Source organism: Microbispora sp. CL1-1, assembly GCF_012034195.1.
In the GTDB taxonomy this organism is placed as follows: Bacteria; Actinomycetota; Actinomycetes; order Streptosporangiales; family Streptosporangiaceae; genus Microbispora.
Genome location: NZ_JAATEK010000028.1, coordinates 56,125 through 76,465, shown reverse-complemented (window position 1 = coordinate 76,465; position 20,341 = coordinate 56,125). Strand labels below are relative to the sequence as shown.

The following is a 20,341-nucleotide window of genomic DNA, read 5'->3' as shown; positions in this document are numbered from 1 at the left end:
TGTGGAACGCGAGCCACCTCTTGACCCTGGTCTTGCAAGACTGGGTGTACCAGATACGCATCTCCCCGGGAGCCGAAATGTCCGTCCTTAGAGCAATAACGACCGTTCTTCAGACCGCTCTGAATGGGGTCGGACAGGCGTTGCTGGCCGGCGACAAGATCAAGTCCACTCTCAAGGAGCGCTTCGCCGGTGGCGAGGCGCAGGACGGCGAGCGCCGCGAGACCGCAGAGACGCCCGAGGGGGCACGCGCCGAGGCAGCGCGAAACGGAGCAGTAAGGACCGAGGAGGGCACCGAGCAGGCCGCCGGGGAACGGCCCGCGCGCCGGGAGCCCGTCATCTTCGCGCCCCGCCCGAGCAAGACCGAGAAGGCCGAGAAGACCGAAAAGGTTGCGGAGGCCGAGAAGGCCGAGGCCGGCAAGACCGACGCGGTGACGGCCGAGGCACCGGCCACACCGGCCACGGAGACGGCCCCCGCCCAGGCATCTGCCGCAGGGAGCGCCCCCACTGAGGCTCCTGCCGAGGCTGCTGCCGAGACGCCGGTCGCGGAGACCGCCCCTGCCGAGGCACCTGCCGGAACCCCTGCCACGGACGCCGCCCCTGCCGAGTCTCCCGCTGCGGCGTCCGCTGCGACCGAGGCCGCGCCCGCCGAGACGCAGGCCGCCACGACCACCCCTGCCCAGGCGCCGGTCGCGGAGACCGCCCCCGTCGAGGCACCCGCCGCTACCGGGGCACCTGCCGCCGAGACCGCCCAGGCTGTTGAGGCCGGGGAGGCCGGGGAGGCCGTCAAGCCTGCAGAGCCCGTCGCGACCGAGCCGGAGGCCGAGGCCGCCCCGGCCGCGCCCGCCGCGCCGAAGAAGCCGCGCACTCGTCGCAAGGCCGCCGCCGAAACGGCGGAAACCCCCGCAACCGCCGAAACCACTGAGGCCACCGCGACCTCGGCGACGGCGGGAACCCAGGAGGAGGCCGCGCCCGCCGCCGCTGCCGCCCCGAAGAAGCCGCGCACCCGCCGCAAGGCCACCGCCGCCGAAACCCCCGAAGCCACCGGAGCCGCAGAGGCCGCCGAGAGCAGCGCCGAGAGCGGCACCAAGAGCGCCAAGAGCGCGGCCGCCGCGCCGAAGGCCACCAGGACGCGCAAGAAGCCCGCCGCCGCAGCGGCCGAGCCGGCTGCGCAGCCCGCGCAGTCCACCGAGCAGCCCGCGCAGCCCGTGGAGCAGCCGGCGGCAGTGAAGACGACCGTCGAGACGACCGCCGAGGCGGCGGAGCCGCTGCCGGGCTACGCGAACCTCTCCGTGGCGTCGCTGCGGGCCCGGATGCGCGGCAGGTCGGCCGAGCAGGTGCAGGCGCTGCTGGACTACGAGCAGGCGCACCTGAACCGCCCCGAAGTGGTCCGGATGTTCCAGAACCGGCTGGCCAAGCTCCAGTCCGAGTCCTGATCCCGGACCGCGCCCGCCCGGCCCACACCCGGGCGGGCTCATGCGTGGCTCTATGTGCATGGCCTTATGGCGAGCGCCCTCCAGTACCCGCCCGACCGGCCCACGCCCCCGGCCCAGACCCGGGCGGGCTCATGCGTGGCTCTATGTGCATGGCCTTATGGCGAGCGCGCTCAAGTGCCTGCCCGACCGGCCCACGCCCCCTCGGCCCACGCCCGGACGGTCCACGCCGTACGGCGCCATCCGCCGGTCGCCCGGGAAATGTCGGCGGGTGCGGCTAGCCTGCAGGTGCGAGCCGGTCCAGGCGAGGAGGGCACTTGAGCGCGAATACGTCTCCTGAGGCGCCGCTGCCGATCAGGTCGGTGCTGCAGATGGTCGCCCAGTGGATCGGCAAGCTGGGCACCGTCTGGGTCGAAGGGCAGATCACCGAGCTGACCGCCCGGGGCGGCACCGTCTTCATGACGCTGCGCGATCCCGTGGCCAACGTCTCGGCGCGGATCACCTGCGCCCGGGGCGTGTACGAGGCCAGCGTGCCGCGTCCCGTCGACGGCGCACGCGTCGTGATGCACGTCAAGCCGGACTTCTGGGTCAACAAGGGCTCGTTCGCGTTCACGGCCCTGGAGATCCGCCCGGTCGGCATCGGCGAGCTGCTGGCCCGGCTCGAACGGCTCCGCCAGGTGCTGGCGGGCGAGGGCCTGTTCAACGTCGACAGGAAGAGGCGGCTGCCGTTCCTGCCGGGCACCGTCGGGCTCATCTGCGGGCGCGACTCGGCCGCCGAGCGTGACGTGCTGGAGAACGCCCGCCGCCGCTGGCCCGCCGTCCGGTTCAAGGTCGAGCAGGTCGCCGTCCAGGGGTCGTACGCCGTGGGCGAGGTGACCGAGGCGCTGCGCAGGCTCGACGCCGACCACGAGGTCGATGTGATCATCATCGCCAGAGGCGGCGGCTCCCTGGAAGACCTGCTGCCGTTCTCCGACGAGTCGCTGGTGCGGGCCGTCGCGGCCTGCCGTACGCCGGTGGTGAGCGCGATCGGACACGAGCAGGACAGCCCGCTGCTCGATCTGGTCGCCGACGTGCGCGCCTCGACCCCGACGGACGCGGCCAAGAAGGTCGTGCCCGACGTGGGCGAGCAGCTCACGCTCGTCCACCAGCTCAGAGACCGGGGCCGCCGGGTGCTGCGGGGCTGGGTCGAGCGCGAGATCTCCTGGCTCGAGTCCGTGCGGTCGCGGCCGTCGCTCGCCGATCCCGTCCGCGAGCTCGACCGGCGTGCCGAGCAGGTCGACGCGCTGCGCGAGCGGTCACGGCGCTGCCTTTCCTCGTCCCTGGACCGCTCGGCCGACTCGCTGGAACATCTCAGGGCCAGGCTGGTGGCTCTGTCCCCCGCCGCCACTCTGGAACGGGGTTATGCCATCGCGCAGCGTCCTTCCGGAGAGGTCGTCCGCCTGGCCTCGGACGTGAAGCCCGGCGACGAGCTCACGATCCGCTTCTCGGACGACCGGGTGACGGTGACCGCCCAGGACGCGTGATCCGGGGACGCGCAGCCGGAGCCCCGGGCGCTCGGGCCGGGTCGGGCCGGATCGCGTCAGGTCGGGCCAGATCAGGCCAGGTCGGGCCGGATCGCGTCAGGTCGGGCCGGATCGCGTCAGGTCGGGCCAGATCAGGCCAGGTCTCATCAGATCATGAGACGCACGTTGTATGCCTCGAGCCAGGCGTTGATCTGCAGGATGCCCTCCAGCGAGGTCCGGGCGCCCTGCAGGCTGACCGCGCCCACGGGCTGGTCGAGGATCCCGCGCACCTTCGCCGCGTCCACCAGGCCCTTGATCGGCGGGTCGCCGTCGAGCACGCGGGCCACCTCGGCACGCAGCGCGCGCTCGTACGCCGGGTCCTGCGTGGAGGGGTAGGGCACCTTGCGGCGCTCGACCACCGAGCGGGGCAACAGGTCGGCCGTCGCGGCGCGCAGGAGGCTCTTCTCATGCCCGTCGAAGGTCTTCATGGACCAGGGGGCGTTGAAGACGTACTCGACCAGGCGGTGGTCGCAGAACGGCACCCGGACCTCCAGGCCGACGGCCATGCTCATGCGGTCCTTGCGGTCGAGCAGGATCTGCACGAACCGGGTCAGGTGCAGATAGCTGACCTCGCGCATCCGCTTCTGCAGCCCGGTCTCCCCCGGCACCCGGGGCACCTCGGCCAGCGCCCGCTGGTAGCTGTCGGCGCGGTAGGCCGGGAGGTCGAGCTTGCCGAGCAGGTCCTCGTTCAGGAACTCGCCCAGGGTGGCCAGCCCCGTCGGGCCCTGCATGGCGAGCCACGGGAAGGTGCCGGAGTCGACCGCCTCGGGATCGTGGAACCACCGGTAGCCGCCGAACACCTCGTCGGCGGACTCCCCCGACAGCGCCACCGTCGAGTGCTTCCTGATCGCCTTGAAGAGCAGGTAGAGCGAGGTGTCCATGTCGCCGATGCCCAGCGGGAGGTCCCGTGCCCGCAGGACGGCCGCGCGTACGGCGGGGTCCATGAGGTCGGCCGAGTCGAGCACGATGTCGGTGTGATCGGAGCCGACGTGCCGCACGACGTCGTGGACGTACGGAGTGTCCGGGGTGTCGCGCATGTCGTCGGCCTGGAAGTTCTCGCTGTAGCCGGCGAAGTCGACGGAGAACGACCGCACCGCGCCCTTCCCGGCCAGCGCGCGGGCCGCGAGCGCGGTGACCGCGCTCGAGTCGAGCCCGCCGGACAGCAGCGTGCACAGCGGCACGTCGGAGATGAGCTGCCGCTCGATGATGTCTTCGAGCAGCTCCCGCACGGTCCTGATGGTCGTCTGCAGGTCGTCGGTGTGCTCACGCCCCTCCAGCCGCCAGTAGCGGCGCTTGCTCAGGCCCTCGCGGCGCACCTTCACCACCTGGCCGGGCCGCACCTCGTACATCCCCCGGAAGACGGCGCACTCGGGCGTCTTGACGAAGGACAGGATCTCGCGCAGGCCGTCGGCGTCGACCACTCGTTCGGCGAGCGGGTTGGCCAGGATGGCCTTGGGCTCGGAGCCGAACAGCACCCCGTGAGGCATCGGGTAGTAGTACAGGGGCTTGATCCCCATGCGGTCGCGCACGAGCAGCAGTTCCTCGCTGCGGACGTCCCAGATGGCGAAGGCGTACATGCCGTTGAGCCGGGAGGCGAAGTCCTCGCCCCATTCGAGGTACGCCTCCAGGACGACCTCGGTGTCGCTCTGGGTGCGGAAGCGGTGCCCACGCTGGATGAGCTCGGCCCGCAGCTCCCTGAAGTTGTAGGCCTCGCCGCTGTAGGTGAGCGCGGCCAGGACCTCGCCGCCGGCGTCGGCGATCATGGGCTGGCGCCCGCCCTCGATGTCGATGATGGCCAGCCGCCGGTGGCCGAACGCGGCATGCGGAGCGAGCCACATCCCTTCGGCGTCGGGCCCCCGGCACGCCATCGTGTCCGTCATGGCCTGCACGGTCTCCCGCTCGCGACGAAGGTCGCGTCCGAAGTCCACCCAGCCGCTGATTCCACACATGAGGATGACCCCCCGATCATCGCCCTCGAAAGTGGTTAGTCCTTCTAACTAACAGACAATGTCTATGTTTTATGCCCAAAACGGACAGACCTAAGAGGCCGCGGAGTGTCGGTGCCGGCCTCTAAGGTGGGGACGTGGCTGAGGACAAGCAGACCCCGCCGGACAAGCGGACCGCGTCGGGCAAGGCGACCGCGTCTGACAATGCGACCCCGTCGTACGAGCAGGCCCGCGAGGAGCTGACCGAGGTGGTGCGCCGCCTGGAGACCGGGGGGCTCACGCTGGAGCAGTCGATCGAGCTGTGGGAGCGGGGAGAGCGGCTGGCGGCGATCTGCGAGGAGTGGCTGCAGGGCGCCCGCGCCAAACTGGCCGCCGCGATGGCCCAGCGCCAGGAGCCCCAGCCGAACGGCCCCGAGGAGGCCCCCTTCTGACCGTCCCAGACCTCCCAGAGGGCGGCGAGCCGCCGAGTGGCCGGCGGAGACGGCCGTCGGGCACGCCGAGGTCATCGTGCACGGCTGCACTCCCCCGGCGTGACGGCAGAAGAGACCCGGGCTCAGCCCGACGACGGCACGGGAGAGGGCTTGGGCTGCGGGGCGAGGGTCCGGGCGAGGGCGGTCAGCTCGTCCCAATCGGCCGTCCCGGTGACGACCACGGCGTGATCGGGGAAGACCCGCACCAGCGACCGCTGGTTCTTGTCCTGGCGGAACCGCTCCTCCCAGGTCGCGCCGTCGATCTGCCGGCTCCCGCCGGGCTTGTCGGTGTTGGCCATGCGGTTCACGAAGTCCGCGGACGGCCTCTCGTCGCTCTGGGCGAGCATGGCGTGCTGCCGCTTGGCGGTCGCGAACCCCAGCCGCCACGTCACGACGCCGTTCTTGTCGGTCAGCGACGTGCTGTTGGGCACCCAGTCGGGCAGCACCTGGCTCGGGGCGACGACCTCGTACGACGCCGCGCGCGCCGCGTTGACCCGGTCGATCGAGAAGTCCACCCGGGGGATGTGCTCGGTGCGGCTCTGCGGCGTGACGAGCAGGAACGCTCCGACCGCGGCGAGGCAGACGAGGAGCGCGAACGCGTAGCCGTAGATGCCCTGGGTGAATCGTCCCACGTAAGGCGAGACTAGTCGGTGGGGTGGGCGGTGGCCGTACCGGCCGTCAGGGGTGCCGAATTTCGCCGATGATGCGAAGAGCGTCCTCGGCGATCCTCCGGGCGTGTTGCGGGTCTTCGGACAGGGTGACCTCCTGCACGACGGCCGCCAGGGCGCCGGTGACGACGACGACCAGGGCGTCCTCGTGCTCGAACAGCGCGGCGGTGCGCCTGGCCCACTGCCGGAGGCGGTCGCGCATGATCACCTCGAACCCGGGCGGGGCGTCGCCGCGGAGGAAGAGCGCGGCGAGATCGCGCTCTTCGAGGCAGCCCTCCAGGTAGGCCCGGGCGGCGGCGAGGAACTGGGGCATGGGGTCGGTCTCCCCGGCCGCCCGCGCCTCCTGCACGGCCTGCCGGGTGCGCTGGGTCTGCCGCTTCTGGAACTCCTCGAACAGCGTCAGGTAGAGGTCGGCCTTGCCGGAGAAGTGGTGATAGAGGCTGCCGACGCTGGCGCCTGCCCTGGCCACGACGTCGGTGACGCCCGCCTCGGCGAAGCCGCTCGTGATGAACGTCTCCTTCGCGGCGTCCAGGAGAGCTACCCGGGTCGCCGCGCCGCGCTCCGACGTGCGCATCGTCACTGGTCGTTCGGTGTCGCCGCTCATGCGGCGACGATATCCCCGGCCCGTGCGTTCCGGGGGGCCGCGCCCGCAAATGGCCTCCTACCTGGCCCAACAGGTTCAGACCAATCGGACAAGAACCGGTTCGCGAACTACGATCGCTGGAACGGCACCTACCTAAAAGGGGACAAATGGCTGATCACGTACCGGCCGCTCTCGCGACGGGGGAACGCGCACCCGACCGCAACCTGGCCCTGGAACTGGTCAGGGTGACCGAGGCCGCTGCCATGGCCGCCGCGCGCTGGGTGGGACGCGGCGACAAGAACGGAGCGGACGGCGCCGCGGTGAACGCCATGCGCCAGCTGATCAACACGGTCTCGATGAAGGGCGTCGTCGTGATCGGGGAGGGCGAGAAGGACAACGCCCCGATGCTGTTCAACGGCGAGGAGGTCGGCGACGGGACCGGCCCCGAGTGCGACGTCGCCGTGGACCCGATCGACGGCACCCGGCTGTGCGCGCTCGGCATGAACAACGCGATCTCCGTGATCGCGGTCAGCGAGCGCGGCTCGATGTACGACCCGTCGGCGGTCTTCTACATGGAGAAGCTCGTCACGGGCCCGCAGGCGGCCGAGCACGTGGACATCAACGCCCCGGTGGCCGACAACATCCGGGCCGTGGCCCGGGCCAAGGGCGCCAAGCCGTCCGACGTCACCGTGGTGGTCCTCGACCGGCCCCGGCACGAGCGGATCGTCAAGGAGATCAGGGAGACCGGTGCCCGGATCCGCTTCATCACCGACGGCGACGTCGCCGGCGCGATCATGGCGGCGCGCAACGGCACCGGCGTCGACCTGATGCTCGGCATCGGCGGCACGCCCGAGGGCATCGTCGCGGCCTGCGCGCTCAAGTGCATGGGCGGCGTCATCCAGGGCAAGCTGTGGCCCCGCGACGAGGAGGAGCGCCTCAAGGCCCTCGACGCCGGGCTCGACCTCGATCAGGTGCTCACCACCGACGACCTCGTACGCTCCGACGACGTGTTCTTCGCCGCGACCGGCATCACGGACGGCGAGCTGATGCACGGCGTGCGGTTCCAGGGCGGCGCGGCGGTGACGCACTCCCTCGTCATGCGGGGACGGTCGGGCACGATCCGCAAGATCGAAAGCGAGCACCAGCTCTGGAAGCTCGGCGCCTACAGCGCCATCAACTTCGACACCGCCGTATAGGACCTCAACTGCCGAACAGGCGGCGGCGGGGGCGCTTCGGCGAGCGGGCGACGACCCTGCCGCCGAAGACGAACCCCGCGAGCTCGATCACGGGCGCGTCCGGCGCGAAGTCGGTCGCGCCCGGCGGGAGCCGCACCTCGTTCCTGAACGACCGGACGCGGGCGTCCGGGGCGGTCACGATCCGCACGCCCTCGGGCACCGTCAGGTTGACGGTGCCGGCCATGACGGCGAGCTGCACCACCACGTGCCGCGACTGGAGCAGCGCCTCGCACAGGTCCATCGTGACCGTGCCGCCGAGGGACGTCACCGGCACCTGGGAGGGCACGACCCACCGGCCGCCGCGGGTCTCCGTACGGAAGAAGGCGGTGACCGGGCGGCTGTCCATCCGGAACGGCTGGCTCTCGGGCGGCAGCAGGTCGACGGTCAGCTCGGCCAGCTCGCCGAGGGTCCTGGCGGCCCAGACACGCTCGATGCGTTCCTCGTGCTCCAGCGGCGTGAGCCGCCCGTCGGTGACGGCGTCCGTGAGCACCTCGACGATCCGCTCCCGGTCGGCGTCCGAGGCCCGCAGCAGGGAGGGGTCGGGCGTGTCCGGAGTGCGCTGCGCGAGGAACGCGGAGATCCACTTCACGGCTGAGGACTCGCTGCTGCTCACATCTTCGAGAGTAAGCGGTCCGCGTACGACGGTCACCATGCGGCGCTACGCCCGGCATCGCCCTCCCGGAATTGACCGGGGACTTCATGGCCACTTAGCGTGAGGAGCGTGGTCGCGGGGGCGGTGACACGGCAGGTCGGCAACCTTCCAGCCGACCTGACGAGTTTCGTCGGCCGAAGGCATGAGCTGGCCGAGATCAGGCGGCTGCTTTCGGTGTCGCGCCTGGTGACCCTCACGGGCGTGGGCGGCGTGGGCAAGACCCGGCTGGCCCTGCGGGCCGCCGCCGAGCAGCGCCGCGCGTTCGACAGCGTCTGGCTGGTGGACCTCAGCACCGTCACCGATCCCGCGCTCGTGGCGGAGACCGTGGCGGCGACCATGGGCGTGCGGGACGAGACCGCGGACTGCCCGCTGGACGCGCTGGAGCGGGTGCTCTCCTCGCAGCGGACCCTGCTCGTGCTGGACAACTGCGAACACCTGCGTGACGCCTGCGCCGTGCTCGCCGACCGGCTCCTGCGGGCGGCCCCCGAGTTGCGCATCCTCGCGACGAGCAGGCAGTCGCTCGGCATCACAGGCGAGCATCGGATGAAGGTCTCGCCGCTGCCCGTCCCCGAGCCGGACCGGCCGCTCAACCGCAGATCACTGGAGTTGTACGACGGGATCAGCCTGCTGACGGAACGGGCGGCGGCAGTCCTGCCCGGATTCGCCGTCACCGAGGACAACCAGGCGGCCGTCGCCGAGCTGTGCCGCCAGCTCGACGGCATCCCCCTGGCCATCGAGCTCGCCGCGGTGCGGCTGCGGGCCCTGTCGGTGAACGCGCTCGTCGAGCGCCTGCGCGACCGCTATCGCCTGCTCACCGGAGGCAGCAGTGCGGCCGTGCCACGTCAGCAGACCCTGCACGCGCTGGTCGACTGGAGCTTCCAGCTGCTGCCCGCGGCGGAGCGGACGCTGTGGACCCGGCTGTCGATCTTCCCCTCTCACTTCGACCTGGACGCCGTCGAGGCGGTGTGCGCCGGCGACGGCATCGAACGGGACGACGTCCTCGACCTGCTCGACGCGCTGCTGGACAAGTCGCTGCTCCTGCGTGAGGAGCACGAAGGCACGGTCCGCTATCGCATGCTCGACACCCTGCGCGAGTTCGGCCGCATGCGGCTCGGCGGGCCCGCGGAGCGCCGGGCGCTCCAGCGGCGGCACCGGGACCACTATTTCCTGCTGGCGCGGCAGGCGGCCGCCGAGTGGTTCGGCCCCGACCAGTCCTCCTGGCTCAGGCGGCTGAACCTGGAGCACGCGAACCTGCGCACGGCGATGGACTTCTGCCTGCAGGAGCCCGGCGAGGCGGAGACCGGGCTGCGGATGGCCCTCTGCCTGAACGACCCCTGCTGGCTGGCCAACGCCTTTTACAACGAGGGCCGTCACTGGCTGGACCGCATGCTGTGGGCGGCGCCCGAGCCCACCGTCCTGCGGGCGCTGGCGCTGTGCGCCGACACGGAACTGGTGCTCATCCAGGGGGACATCGACAGGGGCCGGCGGCTGCTGGCCGAGAGCCGGGCGCTCGCCGAGGGCCTGGGCGACCCGGAAGTGCTCGCCCACACGTCCCTGATGGCCGGAATGACGGAGCACTACTCAGGCGACTACGCGAAGGCGAACCGGCTGCTCGAACGGGCGGTCGCGGAGGAGGAGGCCGTCGGAACCCTGAGCGGCCTGCTGACCGCCCTCATCACGTTCGCGGCCGATGTCGGCTACCTCGGCGACCATGCCCGTGCCACGGAGCTGTTCGAGCGCGCTCTCGCGCTGACCGAGGCCCACGGCGAGCGCACCGGCCGGGCCTGGGTGTACACGATCTTCGCCATCGACCTGTGGCAGGCAGGGGAGAACGCCCGAGCGCTGGCGATGGCACGCGAAGCCCTCCTTCTCACCCGCGACCTGGGCGACCGGCTGAACATCGCGATGAGCATGGAGGTCATCGCCTGGGTGCAGGCCGGCGAGGGCCGGCACGCTCTCGCGGCCCGGCTGCTCGCGGCCGCGGAGGAGATCGGCCGTTCCGTGGGCATGACGCCGTGCCGCGACAAGCGGTTCACCGAGTTCCACGGGCGGTGCCTGGACGATCTCCGTACGCGCCTGGGCGACCGGGCCCTGAGCCGCGAGACCCGCAGGGGGCAGCGGCTGACGATGCACGAGGCGATCGAGGAGGCGATCGGCGACCGGGCCGAGCGTGAGCCCGCGCGCGTGGACGAGACGGTCGCGGAGGCCGAGCCCACCCCGCCCGAACACCCCGCGGCCGCGGCGCCGGCGGCCGAGCCGTCCCCGCTCACCCGGCGTGAGCAGGAGATCGCCGAGCTGATCGCCCAGGGGCAGAGCAACAAGGAGATCGCCTGCTCCCTCGTCATCTCGCAGCGCACCGTGGAGGGCCACGTCGAGCACATCCTCGACAAACTCGGCTTCGCCTCCCGGGCCCAGATCGCCGCCTGGATGGCCGCACGCAGGGCGGGCGGCAGGTCCTGACCGGCGCACCCCATTGACCGGGCGGGTGGCGGCTCCTACGCTGGCCGAAACTTGAACCCCCCTCATGTTCGTGGAGGCCCACGATGCCAGTAGAGGACACGGCGTCGGCGCGGGGCACGGCCCCCGCTCCCCGCGACCGGCAGGCGCGGCTCGCCACCTTCGCGGTGTTCTTCGTCCAGGGCCTCACCTTCGCCACGCTGCTCACCCAGGTGGCGGCGCTGCAGAAGAAGCACGGCCTGACCGACGGCGAGCTGACCATCCTGCTCCTCGTCGTCCCGGTCATCGCGGGGGCCGGGAGCGCGCTCGCCGGCGCCGCCGCGTCGCGATGGGGCAGCCGCCTGATCCTGCGCGTGGTGCAGCCGGTCGCCTGCGCCGCCGTCGTGCTCGCGGGCCTCGCCCCCAACGTCCCCATGCTGGTGGCGGCCAACATCCTGTTCGGCCTCGGCCTCGGCGGGGTGGACGCGGGCATGAACATGCAGGGTGTCGCGGTCGAACGCGAGTATGGCCGGGCGGTGCTCACCGGGTTCCACGCGCTGTGGAGCGTGGCGGCGGTCATCGGCTCGGTGTGGGCCTCCGCGGCGGCCACCCTCGCTCTCGGCCTGCCCGTCACGTTCGCCATCGCCCTCGTGCCGGCCGCCGCCGTCTCCGTCCTCGCGTCGCTCTGGCTCTACCGGCCGGAGGAGGAGCACCGCGCGGCCCCGGCCCCCGCCAAGACCACAGACCAGACCGCGAACGCGGCCAAGCCGGCCGGCGTCGCGTGGCGGCCGATCATCCCCCTGTGCCTCGCGATGGCGTTCCTCTACGTCGGCGACTCGTCGGTCTCCAACTTCGGCACCGTCTTCATGGACAAGGTCGTGCACGCCTCGGCGACCGTGATCCCGCTGGCCCTGGGTGCCTACCAGCTCACCACGTTCCTGGTGCGGGTCGGCGGCGACTTCGCGGTGCGCCGTTGGGGCCCGGCCGCCATCGTGCGCGCCGGAGGCACCGTCGCGACGCTGGGCTTCGTCGCGATCGTGGCCGCGCCGACCGTGCCGCTGGCGATCGCGGGCTTCGCCCTCACCGGGATCGGCCTGTCCGTCGTCGCCCCGCAGTCGTTCTCCGCGGCCGGCCGCCTCGACCCCGCGGGCACGGGCGTGGCGATCGCCCGCGTCAACATGTTCAACTACGTCGGGTTCATCGTCGGAGCCGCGCTCGTCGGCGGCCTCGCCGACGCCTCCGGCTATCGGGTCGCCTTCGGCGCGCCGCTCGTCCTCGCCGCCGCGATCATCCTGCTCGCACGCGGCTTCCAGCCGCGCAAGGCCGAACCGGCCGCCACGACCACCGTCGTCACTCCCTGACGCCCCCTCCGGCGTTCTTCGCCAGGACGCGTACGGCCTCGGCGACACGGTGGGCGGGCAGGCGGGCGAAGCCGATCACCAGCCCCGGCGACCCGTGCGCCGAGGTGACGACCTCCGTGGTCAGGCCCGCGGCCCGGGCGGCCTCGGCGAGGCCGGACGGATCACCTCCGTCCTCGGCATTGACCTCGGCATAGAGGTGCAGCCCGGCCGAGATGCCGCGCACGGTCATCCCGGGCAGGTGCTCGGCCAGCGCTCCGACGAGGGCGTCCCTGCGCCGCCGATATTCCCTGCGCACCCGGCGCAGGTGCCGGTCGTACGTCCCGCCCTCGATCAGGTGGGCGAACACGTACTGGTCGACGACCGGCGAGCCGAGGTCGGACTCGCCGCGCGCGAGCCGTACGGCACGGGCGACGTGCGGGGGCGCCGCGATCCAGCCGAGCCGCAGCCCCGGGGCGAGGGCCTTGCTCACGCTGCCGGCGAGCACGACCCGGTCGGGCGCGAGGCCCTGCAGGCATCCGACAGGGTCGCGGTCGAAGCGGAACTCGGCGTCGTAGTCGTCTTCGAGCACGAGGGCGCCCGTGTCGGCCGCCCACTCGACCAGCGCGGCGCGGCGGGCCGGGGACAGCACGACGCCGGTCGGGTACTGGTGCGCGGGGGTGACCATCACGGCGTCGGCGTCGTCCGGCAGGGCCGCGACGACGATCCCCTCATGGTCGACGGGCACGGGGACGATCTCCGCCCCGGCCCGCCGGAGCAGCGGAAGCATGCGCGTGCTCGTCGGGTCTTCCACGGCCAGCACGACGCGCCTGCCCCGGTCGCGCACCAGGGCCTCGACGACGAGGCTGATCCCCTGGGCCACCCCTGTCATGATCACCAGATCGTCCGGTGAGGCGTCGGCCGCGCGCACCCGGCCGAGGTACGCGGCGAGCTCGCGGCGCAGGGCCGGCACGCCGCCGGGGTCGCCGTAGTCGAGCCCGTCGTTGGGCAGCGTGGCCAGCACGTGCCGGACGGCGGCCAGCCATGCCTGCCGGGGAAACAGGCCGAGGTCCGGCGACGTGGGCCGATGGTCATAGTGGGGCCGGCCGGCCTCCCGCCGGTCTCCCTGCCGCTCGGGGGCGGCCTGCCGCCCGGCCCCCGCCGCCAGCCCTGCCGCCACGCCTGCCCCGACCCTGGCCGCGACCCTCGTGCCCGCGCCCGTTCTCGATTCGAGCAGCCCCTCGGCCACGAGCTGCTCGTACGCCTCGACCACGACGCCGCGCGACAGGCCGAGATCGCGGGCGAGGTCGCGGGTCGCGGGAAGACGGGCGCCGGGGACGAGCCGCCCGGACCGGACCGCCTCGCGCAGCTCGCGGGCGATCTGCCCGGCGAGCCCGCCCGCGGCCCTGTCGACCACGAGATGAAGATCGGCCATTGGTCCACTCTAACGGCGGCCGATTGGACCAGCAGTAAGGACCAAGCCGTCCCTAGCATCCCTCGCATGAACACTCATGTGGCCGGAGCCGCGGGTGCGATGTTCCTCGTGGGGACGTTGGCGGCGGTCTCCGGCGTCATCGAGGACTATCCGGTCTATGGAGGGCAGGCGGTCCGCTACGCCCTCGCCGCCGTGGTCATGCTCGCCGTCGCCCGGGCGCGCGGGCTCGGCCACGTACGGCTCCGCCCGCGTCAGTGGGGGTTGCTCGTCGCGATAGCCCTGACGGGGCTCCTGCTGTTCAACCTCTGCGTGGTCGAGGCGAACCGCGCGGCCGGGCCCGCGCTGCCCGGCATCGTCCTCGGCACGGTGCCGCTGGCGCTCGCCCTGGTGGGCCCGATCTTCACCGGCGCCCGGCCCTCCCCGCGCGTCGTGGCCGCGGGTCTGGTGGTGGTCGCCGGGGCCACTCTGGCGACCGGCGCCGGCAGCGGGAACCTGCCCGGGCTGCTGTGGTCGCTGGGCGCCCTGGTCTGCGAGCTGTGCTTCTCGCTGCTGGCGCTGCCGCTGCTGCCGCTGATCGGCCCTCTCAGGCTGTCGGCGTGGACGGCCGCGCTGTCGGTGCCGTTCCTGCTGGTCACCGGCCTCGTCCTGGACGGCCGTGACGTGCTGCGCGTCCCGACCGCCGCGGAGGCGGGTGGTCTCGCCTACCTCGCGCTGGTGGTGACGACCGTGGCGTTCTTCCTGTGGTATCGCTCACTGCCTCACCTGGGCCCGGACCGGGCCGGGCTGTTCGCCGGGGTGGTTCCCGTCGGGGCGCTCACGACGGCCGCCCTGCTAGGGATCGCCGTCCCTTCTGCGGCCGACCTGGCCGGAGCGGCCCTCGTGATCAGCGGGATCGCCCTCGGGCTCCGGTCACCCGCTCGGGGTGCTCGGCGTGCTCGGTCTCCTCGGTCTGCTCGGGGCCCCGCTCGGCCGGCGGCGGCTCCTCGCTCGGCGTCCGCCGCCTCCCGGGAGGGGTCCACCAGGTGATCTCGCCCTCCTTCACCTGCCGCAACACGAGCGTCAGCAGCGACACCGCCAGGCCCACGAGAATGCCGATCGCGAAGACGACCATGACCCATACTTCGCCATGCATGGCCCCTCCTCTCCCTGTCCCCTGTGTTATTTATCCCCATTTATGATCGAATATCCGGTTTGAAGTTGTTCAAAACGGACGCATGGCCCGGGCATGATGACCATCGCCCGCGAGCCGTACGCTGTGCAAAGACCATGGGCGGTCCGCGGGACGGGCACGCCCGACCAGGCAGACCACGAGGAACCGAGGACGATGCCGGAGTTCGACTACACCGACCTGCTCCCGCTTGGACCGGACGAGACGGAGTACCGCCTGATCACCAGCGAGGGGGTGCGGGTCACCGAGGCCGCCGGGCGCAGGTTCCTGGAGGTCGAGCCGGAGGCCCTGCGGCTGCTAACCGAGACCGCGATCCACGACATCTCGCACTACCTGCGGGCCTCCCACCTGGCCCAGCTCCGCAAGATCGTCGATGACCCCGAGTCGAGCGGCAACGACCGCTTCGTCGCCCTCGACCTGCTCAAGAACGCGAGCATCTCGGCCGGCGGCGTGCTGCCGATGTGCCAGGACACCGGCACCGCGATCGTCATGGGCAAGCGCGGCAGGCACGTGCTGACCGACGGGCGCGACGCCGAGCACCTCAGCCGCGGCGTCTACGACGCCTACACCAAGCTCAACCTGCGCTACTCGCAGATGGCCCCGCTGACCATGTGGGACGAGAAGAACACCGGCTCCAACCTGCCGGCCCAGATCGAGCTGTACGCCGAGGACCCCAACGGCCACCCGGACGAGTACAAGTTCCTGTTCATGGCCAAGGGCGGCGGCTCGGCCAACAAGTCGTTCCTCTACCAGGAGACCAAGGCGGTGCTCAACGAGAAGCGCATGCTCGCCTTCCTGGAGGAGAAGATCCGCTCGCTCGGCACCGCCGCCTGCCCGCCGTACCACCTGGCGATCGTCGTGGGCGGCACCAGCGCGGAGTACGCCCTGAAGACCGCGAAGTACGCCTCGGCCCGCTATCTCGACTCCATCCCCACCGAGGGCTCCCCGAGCGGGCACGGCTTCCGCGACCTGGAGATGGAGAAGAAGGTCTTCGAGCTGACCCAGAAGCTGGGCATCGGCGCGCAGTTCGGCGGCAAGTACTTCTGCCACGACGTACGCGTCATCCGGCTGCCCAGGCACGGCGCGTCGTGCCCGGTCGCCATCGCGGTGAGCTGCAGCGCCGACCGGCAGGCGCTCGCGAAGATCACGCCGGAGGGCGTCTTCCTCGAACAGCTGGAGACCGACCCTGCCCGCTTCCTGCCGGACACGACCGACGAGCACCTCGGCGGCGACGTCGTCAGCATCGACCTCAACCGCCCGATGCCGGAGATCCTCGCCGAGCTGAGCAAGTATCCGGTGAAGACCCGGCTGTCGCTCACCGGCCCCCTCGTCGTGGCCCGCGACATCGCCCACGCGAAGATCGCCGAGCGGCTCGACGCCGGCGAGGACATGCCGCAGTACATGAAGGACCACGCCGTCTACTACGCCGGCCCGGCCAAGACCCCCGAGGGCTACGCGTCCGGCTCCTTCGGCCCCACCACCGCCGGGCGGATGGACTCGTACGTCGAACGCTTCCAGGCCGCGGGCGGCTCGATGGTGATGCTGGCCAAGGGCAACCGGTCGAAGCAGGTGACCGAGGCGTGCCAGAAGTACGGCGGCTTCTATCTCGGCTCGATCGGCGGCCCGGCCGCCCGGCTCGCCCAGGACTGCATCAAGAAGGTCGAGGTCCTGGAATATCCGGAGCTGGGAATGGAGGCGGTCTGGAAGATCGAAGTCGTGGACTTCCCCGCCTTCATCGTCGTCGACGACAAGGGTGACGATTTCTTCGCCGACACCACCGGTCCCGTCCTTACCATCGGAAGGCGCTGATCTGCGGGGAGGTTGTCAGGATCTTTGACAGAAGATCTCAACAATTTCCCGGCATGGTCTCTACAGGTCGCACTGCACAAATCGGTAAGCTGCCACCCATGCGTGCGCCGTCCGGATACTTGCTAGCCGCGCGCTATCGGCTGATCGAGCCGGTCGGGCGCGGCGGGATGGGCACTGTGTGGCGCGCGCGTGACGAGCTGCTCGACCGCGAAGTGGCTGTCAAGGAGGTGCGGCTCCCGCTGGTCCTCGACGAGGAGCTGCGGGCGGAGCTGTGCGCGCGCACCGAACGCGAGGGCCGGGCGACCGCCATGGTCGCCCATCCCTCGGTCATCACGGTCTTCGACGTCATCACCGAGGACGACCGCCCCTGGATCGTGATGGAGCTGCTCAGGGCGCGGTCGCTGGAGGAGCTCATCCGCCAGGAGGGCCCGCTGCCGCCGCGCCGGGTGGCCGACATCGGCCGGCAGGTGCTCGGCGCGCTGCGCGCCGTCCACGCCAAGGGCATCCTGCACCGCGACGTGAAGCCCAGCAACGTGCTGGTGACCGACGACGACCGGGCGGTGCTGACCGACTTCGGGCTGGCCGCCCTGGAGGGCGACGCCTCCATCACCCAGGCCGGGATCGTCCTCGGCTCCGCCGGATACATCGCCCCGGAACGCGTCCTCGGCGACAAGGCGAGCCCGGCGGCCGACCTGTGGTCGCTGGGCGCCACCCTCTACACCGCCGTCGAAGGCCGCGGCCTGCACGGCCGCCGTACGGCGGCGGCCGCGCTCGCGGCGCTGACCAGCGGCGCTCCGATCCCCATGGAGAAGGCGGGCCCGCTCGCCCCTGTCCTGCGCGGCCTGCTCCAGATCGACCCCGCGGCCCGGCTCGACGGAGTCCGCGCGGCCCACGCCCTGTCCAGGATCGCGGCCGGAGGCACGGCCGACGACCCCTTCGCCTCCCCGTTCCGCACCGGCCGGCCCACGCCGCCGCCCACCGCCCCGCAGCCCACCGCCCCCGAGACCCGCAAGCCGCCGCAGCGCAGCCAGCGGGGACAGCACCGGGCCGAGTCGCGCCCCGCGCCCAAGGTCACCCCGCGCGACCGCGACTCCGGGCCCCACCGCCAGCAGTGGCCGTACGGCCAGCCGCACCGGCCCGGGGAGCACGTGCAGCCGCAGGCGTACGATCCGTACGCCTCGGGGCGGTACGACCTGCACGGCCCGCACGGGCAGTCCGGACAGTACGGCCAGTTCGGTCAGAGCGGTCAGCTCCGGCACAGCGGATCCACCGGGTCCCACAGCGGCCCGTACGGCGGCTCACATGGGGGCTCACACGGGGGCTCGCACAGCGGTCCGCACGGCGGTTTCTATGGGGGCTCACACGGGGGCGCGTACAGCGGCCCTCACCAGCAGTCCGGGCAGCCGCACCAGCGCGGTTATCCGCGTGACTACGGCTACTCGCGGGAGGCGCCGTCCGTGCCGTCCCAGCGGCGGCGGCCGAGCGAGGGCCTGCACCGCAAGCCGTCCGAGCCCGCCTTCCACCAGGTCGTGCGCAGTCCGATGATGCGGCACGTGGCAAAAATGATCAAGCTGCTGCTCCCCCGCCGGTATTGGCCGCGAATCTTCATCAAGTAACCAGAAAGCGATTTCCAAGGCAGAATCGCTATCTTTCTAGATATGCCGGAACAGCACCCTGGGCCACTCGCCGACCGCTATGAGCTGCGCACCCGCATCGGACGGGGGACCATGGGCACCGTCTGGCGAGCGTACGACCGGTCGCTGGGCCGGGAGATCGCGGTCAAGGAGATCCGCCAGGACCCCTCGCTCAGCCCCCGGCAACGGCAAGAGCTGCGCGAACGCATGATGCGCGAGGGCCGCATGGCCGCGCGCGTCAGCCATCCCTCCGTCGCCACCATCCACGACGTCATCGTGTCCGACGGCATCCCGTGGATCATCATGGAGCTCGTCGAGGGGCGCTCGCTGGAACAGGTGATCGACGAAGAGGGCCCGCTGCCGCCGCGTCTGGTCGCGGAGATCGGCTACGACCTGCTCGGCGCGCTCCGCGCCGCCCACGCCCAGGACATCCTGCACCGCGACGTCAAGCCCGCGAACGTGCTGCTGACCGAGACGGGCCGAGTCGTGCTGACCGACTTCGGCATCGCCAAGGCGCTCGGCGACCACGCGCTCACCCAGACCGGCATGGTGATCGGCTCGCCCGGATACACCGCCCCGGAGCGAGCCCGGGGCGAATACACCGGCCCCGAGTCCGACCTGTGGTCACTCGGCGCGACGCTCTACTTCGCCGTCGAGGGACGCCCGGCCTATGAACGCGCGACCGTCGGCGAGACGCTGGCCGCCCTGATGACGGAGGAGGCCGACCCGCCCGCGCAGGCCGGCGCCCTGCGGCCGGTCCTCGACGGGCTGCTCGTGAAGGACCACACCGCGCGCCTCACCCCTGAGCGCGCCGCCGCGATGCTCCGCCTGATCGCCGACACCCCTACGGGCTCCATTCCCGCCGTCCCCCCGGCACCCGCACGCGACGCGACGGCGCGTCCGGACGGCAACGCCTCGGCCGCCCGGCCGGCCGGGGGCAACGTGCCCGAGGACGACGATGACGACGCGAACCGCACAATGGTCGTCCCCCGCCCCACGGCGGCCCCCCGCCTCCCCGCCCCGCCTCCGGGCGGCGCCAGGAACGGCACCACAGGCAACACCGCAGCCAAGCCCGTCGGCAGGCCCGAGCACGCCCCCGAGCGCGTTTCCGGGGCCGCTTCGGGGGCCTATTCCGGGGGCACTTCCGGGAGCGCTTCGGGGAGCGCTTCCGGGGGCGGAGACAGGCACAGCACCACGGTGCCCGGCAGGCTGCCCGGCTCTGGGCCCATGACGCCCCCGCCGCCCGGCCCCGGCTCAGGGAACAGCTTCGGGAGCAGCTTCGGCAATGGCCCGGCGCCAATGCCAGGGCCTCACCCTGGCCCGCAGCCTGGCGCTTTCCCGCCCGGGGCCATGCCGCCCGGTGCCATGCCGCCCGGAGGCGTGCCACATGGGGCCTTACCGCCGGGGGATGGGGTTCCGGGGAAGCCGCCCAGCCTGGGCACGGACCTGTTCGCGATGCAGAGTCCCTCCGGCCCGGACGCCAAGACGCAGGTCCGGGTGCTCGTGACGATGGGAGTCGCGCTTTTCGGCGTCCTCGCGCTGATCCTCCTGGGCGTCTTCATCTTCGCGAAGTGATCGTCGCCCCGGACCTCCGGGCACCGTCGGCCAGATGTCCACGAACTCTGGCCCGGCCTGTCAGTGCTGTTGAGCATCCAGACGCCACCAACTAGGCGACCCGAGCCCTGGCCCGGTCTGTCAGTGCCGTTGAGCGCCCGGATACCGCCGACCACGTGACCCGAGCCCCGACCCGGCCGGGTCCTGCGCTGAGCGTCCAGACGCCACCGACCAGGTGACCCGAGCCCTGGCCCGGCCGATCACCGCGTTCAGCGCCCGGAAACCGCCGACCGGGTGAGGCGAGCTCTGGCCTGGTCGGTCACTGCGCCGGAAGGAACCTCCGGTCCTCGCGAAGCCCGCTCCGCTGGGCCTTCGCTGCGGTCCTCACTCCCTTCCGCTCCGCTCCCTCGCCCCCGCCGAAC

General features: G+C 72.0%; 15 protein-coding genes. 10 read left to right on the top strand and 5 right to left on the bottom strand.

Annotated elements, in window-relative coordinates; all coding sequences use genetic code 11:
* The first annotated feature begins 77 nt into the window (after positions 1-77).
* Both HCK04_RS27775 and xseA read left to right on the top strand, forming a co-directional pair.
* A complete protein-coding gene (locus HCK04_RS27775) occupies positions 78-1,433 on the top strand; it encodes a hypothetical protein (RefSeq protein WP_168066312.1) in 1,356 nt (451 codons plus the stop codon).
* 314 nt (positions 1,434-1,747) lie between these two features.
* Positions 1,748-2,953, top strand: coding sequence for an exodeoxyribonuclease VII large subunit (gene xseA / locus HCK04_RS27770; protein ID WP_142650343.1), 1,206 nt, complete (start codon positions 1,748-1,750; stop codon positions 2,951-2,953).
* Between the two features lie 146 nt (positions 2,954-3,099).
* Here xseA and asnB read toward each other — a convergent pair whose 3' ends face one another.
* A complete protein-coding gene (asnB, locus tag HCK04_RS27765) occupies positions 3,100-4,941 on the bottom strand; it encodes an asparagine synthase (glutamine-hydrolyzing) (RefSeq protein ID WP_142650342.1) in 1,842 nt (613 codons plus the stop codon).
* Between the two features lie 134 nt (positions 4,942-5,075).
* Here asnB and HCK04_RS27760 point away from each other — a divergent pair, with 134 nt between their 5' ends.
* Complete coding sequence (locus HCK04_RS27760; RefSeq protein ID WP_142650341.1) at positions 5,076-5,369, top strand: exodeoxyribonuclease VII small subunit; 294 nt, start codon at positions 5,076-5,078, stop codon at positions 5,367-5,369.
* Between the two features lie 122 nt (positions 5,370-5,491).
* On the opposite strand, the gene HCK04_RS27755 is transcribed toward HCK04_RS27760, so the two are convergent.
* Positions 5,492-6,040 carry a DUF4245 domain-containing protein gene (locus HCK04_RS27755; RefSeq protein ID WP_142650340.1) on the bottom strand — a complete coding sequence of 183 codons (549 nt, stop codon included), beginning with the start codon at positions 6,038-6,040 and terminating at the stop codon, positions 5,492-5,494.
* A gap of 46 nt (positions 6,041-6,086) precedes the next feature.
* A complete protein-coding gene (locus tag HCK04_RS27750) occupies positions 6,087-6,680 on the bottom strand; it encodes a TetR/AcrR family transcriptional regulator (protein WP_142650339.1) in 594 nt (197 codons plus the stop codon).
* Positions 6,681-6,826: 146 nt separating this feature from the next.
* On the opposite strand from HCK04_RS27750, the gene glpX reads away from it, so the two are divergent.
* Positions 6,827-7,855 (top strand): class II fructose-bisphosphatase, encoded by a 1,029-nt coding sequence (gene glpX / locus HCK04_RS27745; RefSeq protein ID WP_142650338.1) that lies wholly within the window; start codon positions 6,827-6,829, stop codon positions 7,853-7,855.
* Between the two features lie 4 nt (positions 7,856-7,859).
* Here the strand turns inward: glpX and HCK04_RS27740 are convergent, their stop codons facing one another.
* Positions 7,860-8,507 (bottom strand): DUF1707 domain-containing protein, encoded by a 648-nt coding sequence (locus HCK04_RS27740; protein WP_260617424.1) that lies wholly within the window; start codon positions 8,505-8,507, stop codon positions 7,860-7,862.
* Positions 8,508-8,615: 108 nt separating this feature from the next.
* On the opposite strand from HCK04_RS27740, the gene HCK04_RS27735 reads away from it, so the two are divergent.
* Positions 8,616-11,006 carry a LuxR C-terminal-related transcriptional regulator gene (locus HCK04_RS27735; RefSeq protein WP_260617423.1) on the top strand — a complete coding sequence of 797 codons (2,391 nt, stop codon included), beginning with the start codon at positions 8,616-8,618 and terminating at the stop codon, positions 11,004-11,006.
* 83 nt (positions 11,007-11,089) lie between these two features.
* On the top strand, positions 11,090-12,343 hold the full coding sequence (locus tag HCK04_RS27730) for an MFS transporter (RefSeq protein WP_142650336.1): 1,254 nt from the start codon (positions 11,090-11,092) through the stop codon (positions 12,341-12,343).
* Here the strand turns inward: HCK04_RS27730 and HCK04_RS27725 are convergent.
* Positions 12,333-13,754: a PLP-dependent aminotransferase family protein gene (locus HCK04_RS27725; RefSeq protein ID WP_142650335.1), complete on the bottom strand. Its 1,422-nt coding sequence runs from the start codon at positions 13,752-13,754 to the stop codon at positions 12,333-12,335. The genes HCK04_RS27730 and HCK04_RS27725 overlap by 11 nt on opposite strands.
* A 66-nt stretch (positions 13,755-13,820) precedes the next feature.
* Between HCK04_RS27725 and HCK04_RS27720 the strand changes: the two genes are divergently transcribed.
* The 4 genes from HCK04_RS27720 (at position 13,821) to HCK04_RS27705 (ending at position 19,940) form a co-directional block, all read left to right on the top strand.
* Positions 13,821-14,780 (top strand): DMT family transporter, encoded by a 960-nt coding sequence (locus HCK04_RS27720; protein WP_142650334.1) that lies wholly within the window; start codon positions 13,821-13,823, stop codon positions 14,778-14,780.
* A gap of 298 nt (positions 14,781-15,078) precedes the next feature.
* Positions 15,079-16,731, top strand: a complete 1,653-nt coding sequence (locus tag HCK04_RS27715) for a fumarate hydratase (protein WP_142650333.1) — start codon at positions 15,079-15,081, stop codon at positions 16,729-16,731.
* 98 nt (positions 16,732-16,829) lie between these two features.
* Positions 16,830-18,347, top strand: a complete 1,518-nt coding sequence (locus HCK04_RS42790; RefSeq protein WP_142650332.1) for a serine/threonine-protein kinase — start codon at positions 16,830-16,832, stop codon at positions 18,345-18,347.
* A gap of 42 nt (positions 18,348-18,389) precedes the next feature.
* Positions 18,390-19,940, top strand: a complete 1,551-nt coding sequence (locus tag HCK04_RS27705; RefSeq protein ID WP_142650331.1) for a serine/threonine-protein kinase — start codon at positions 18,390-18,392, stop codon at positions 19,938-19,940.
* Positions 19,941-20,341: the final 401 nt, after the last annotated feature.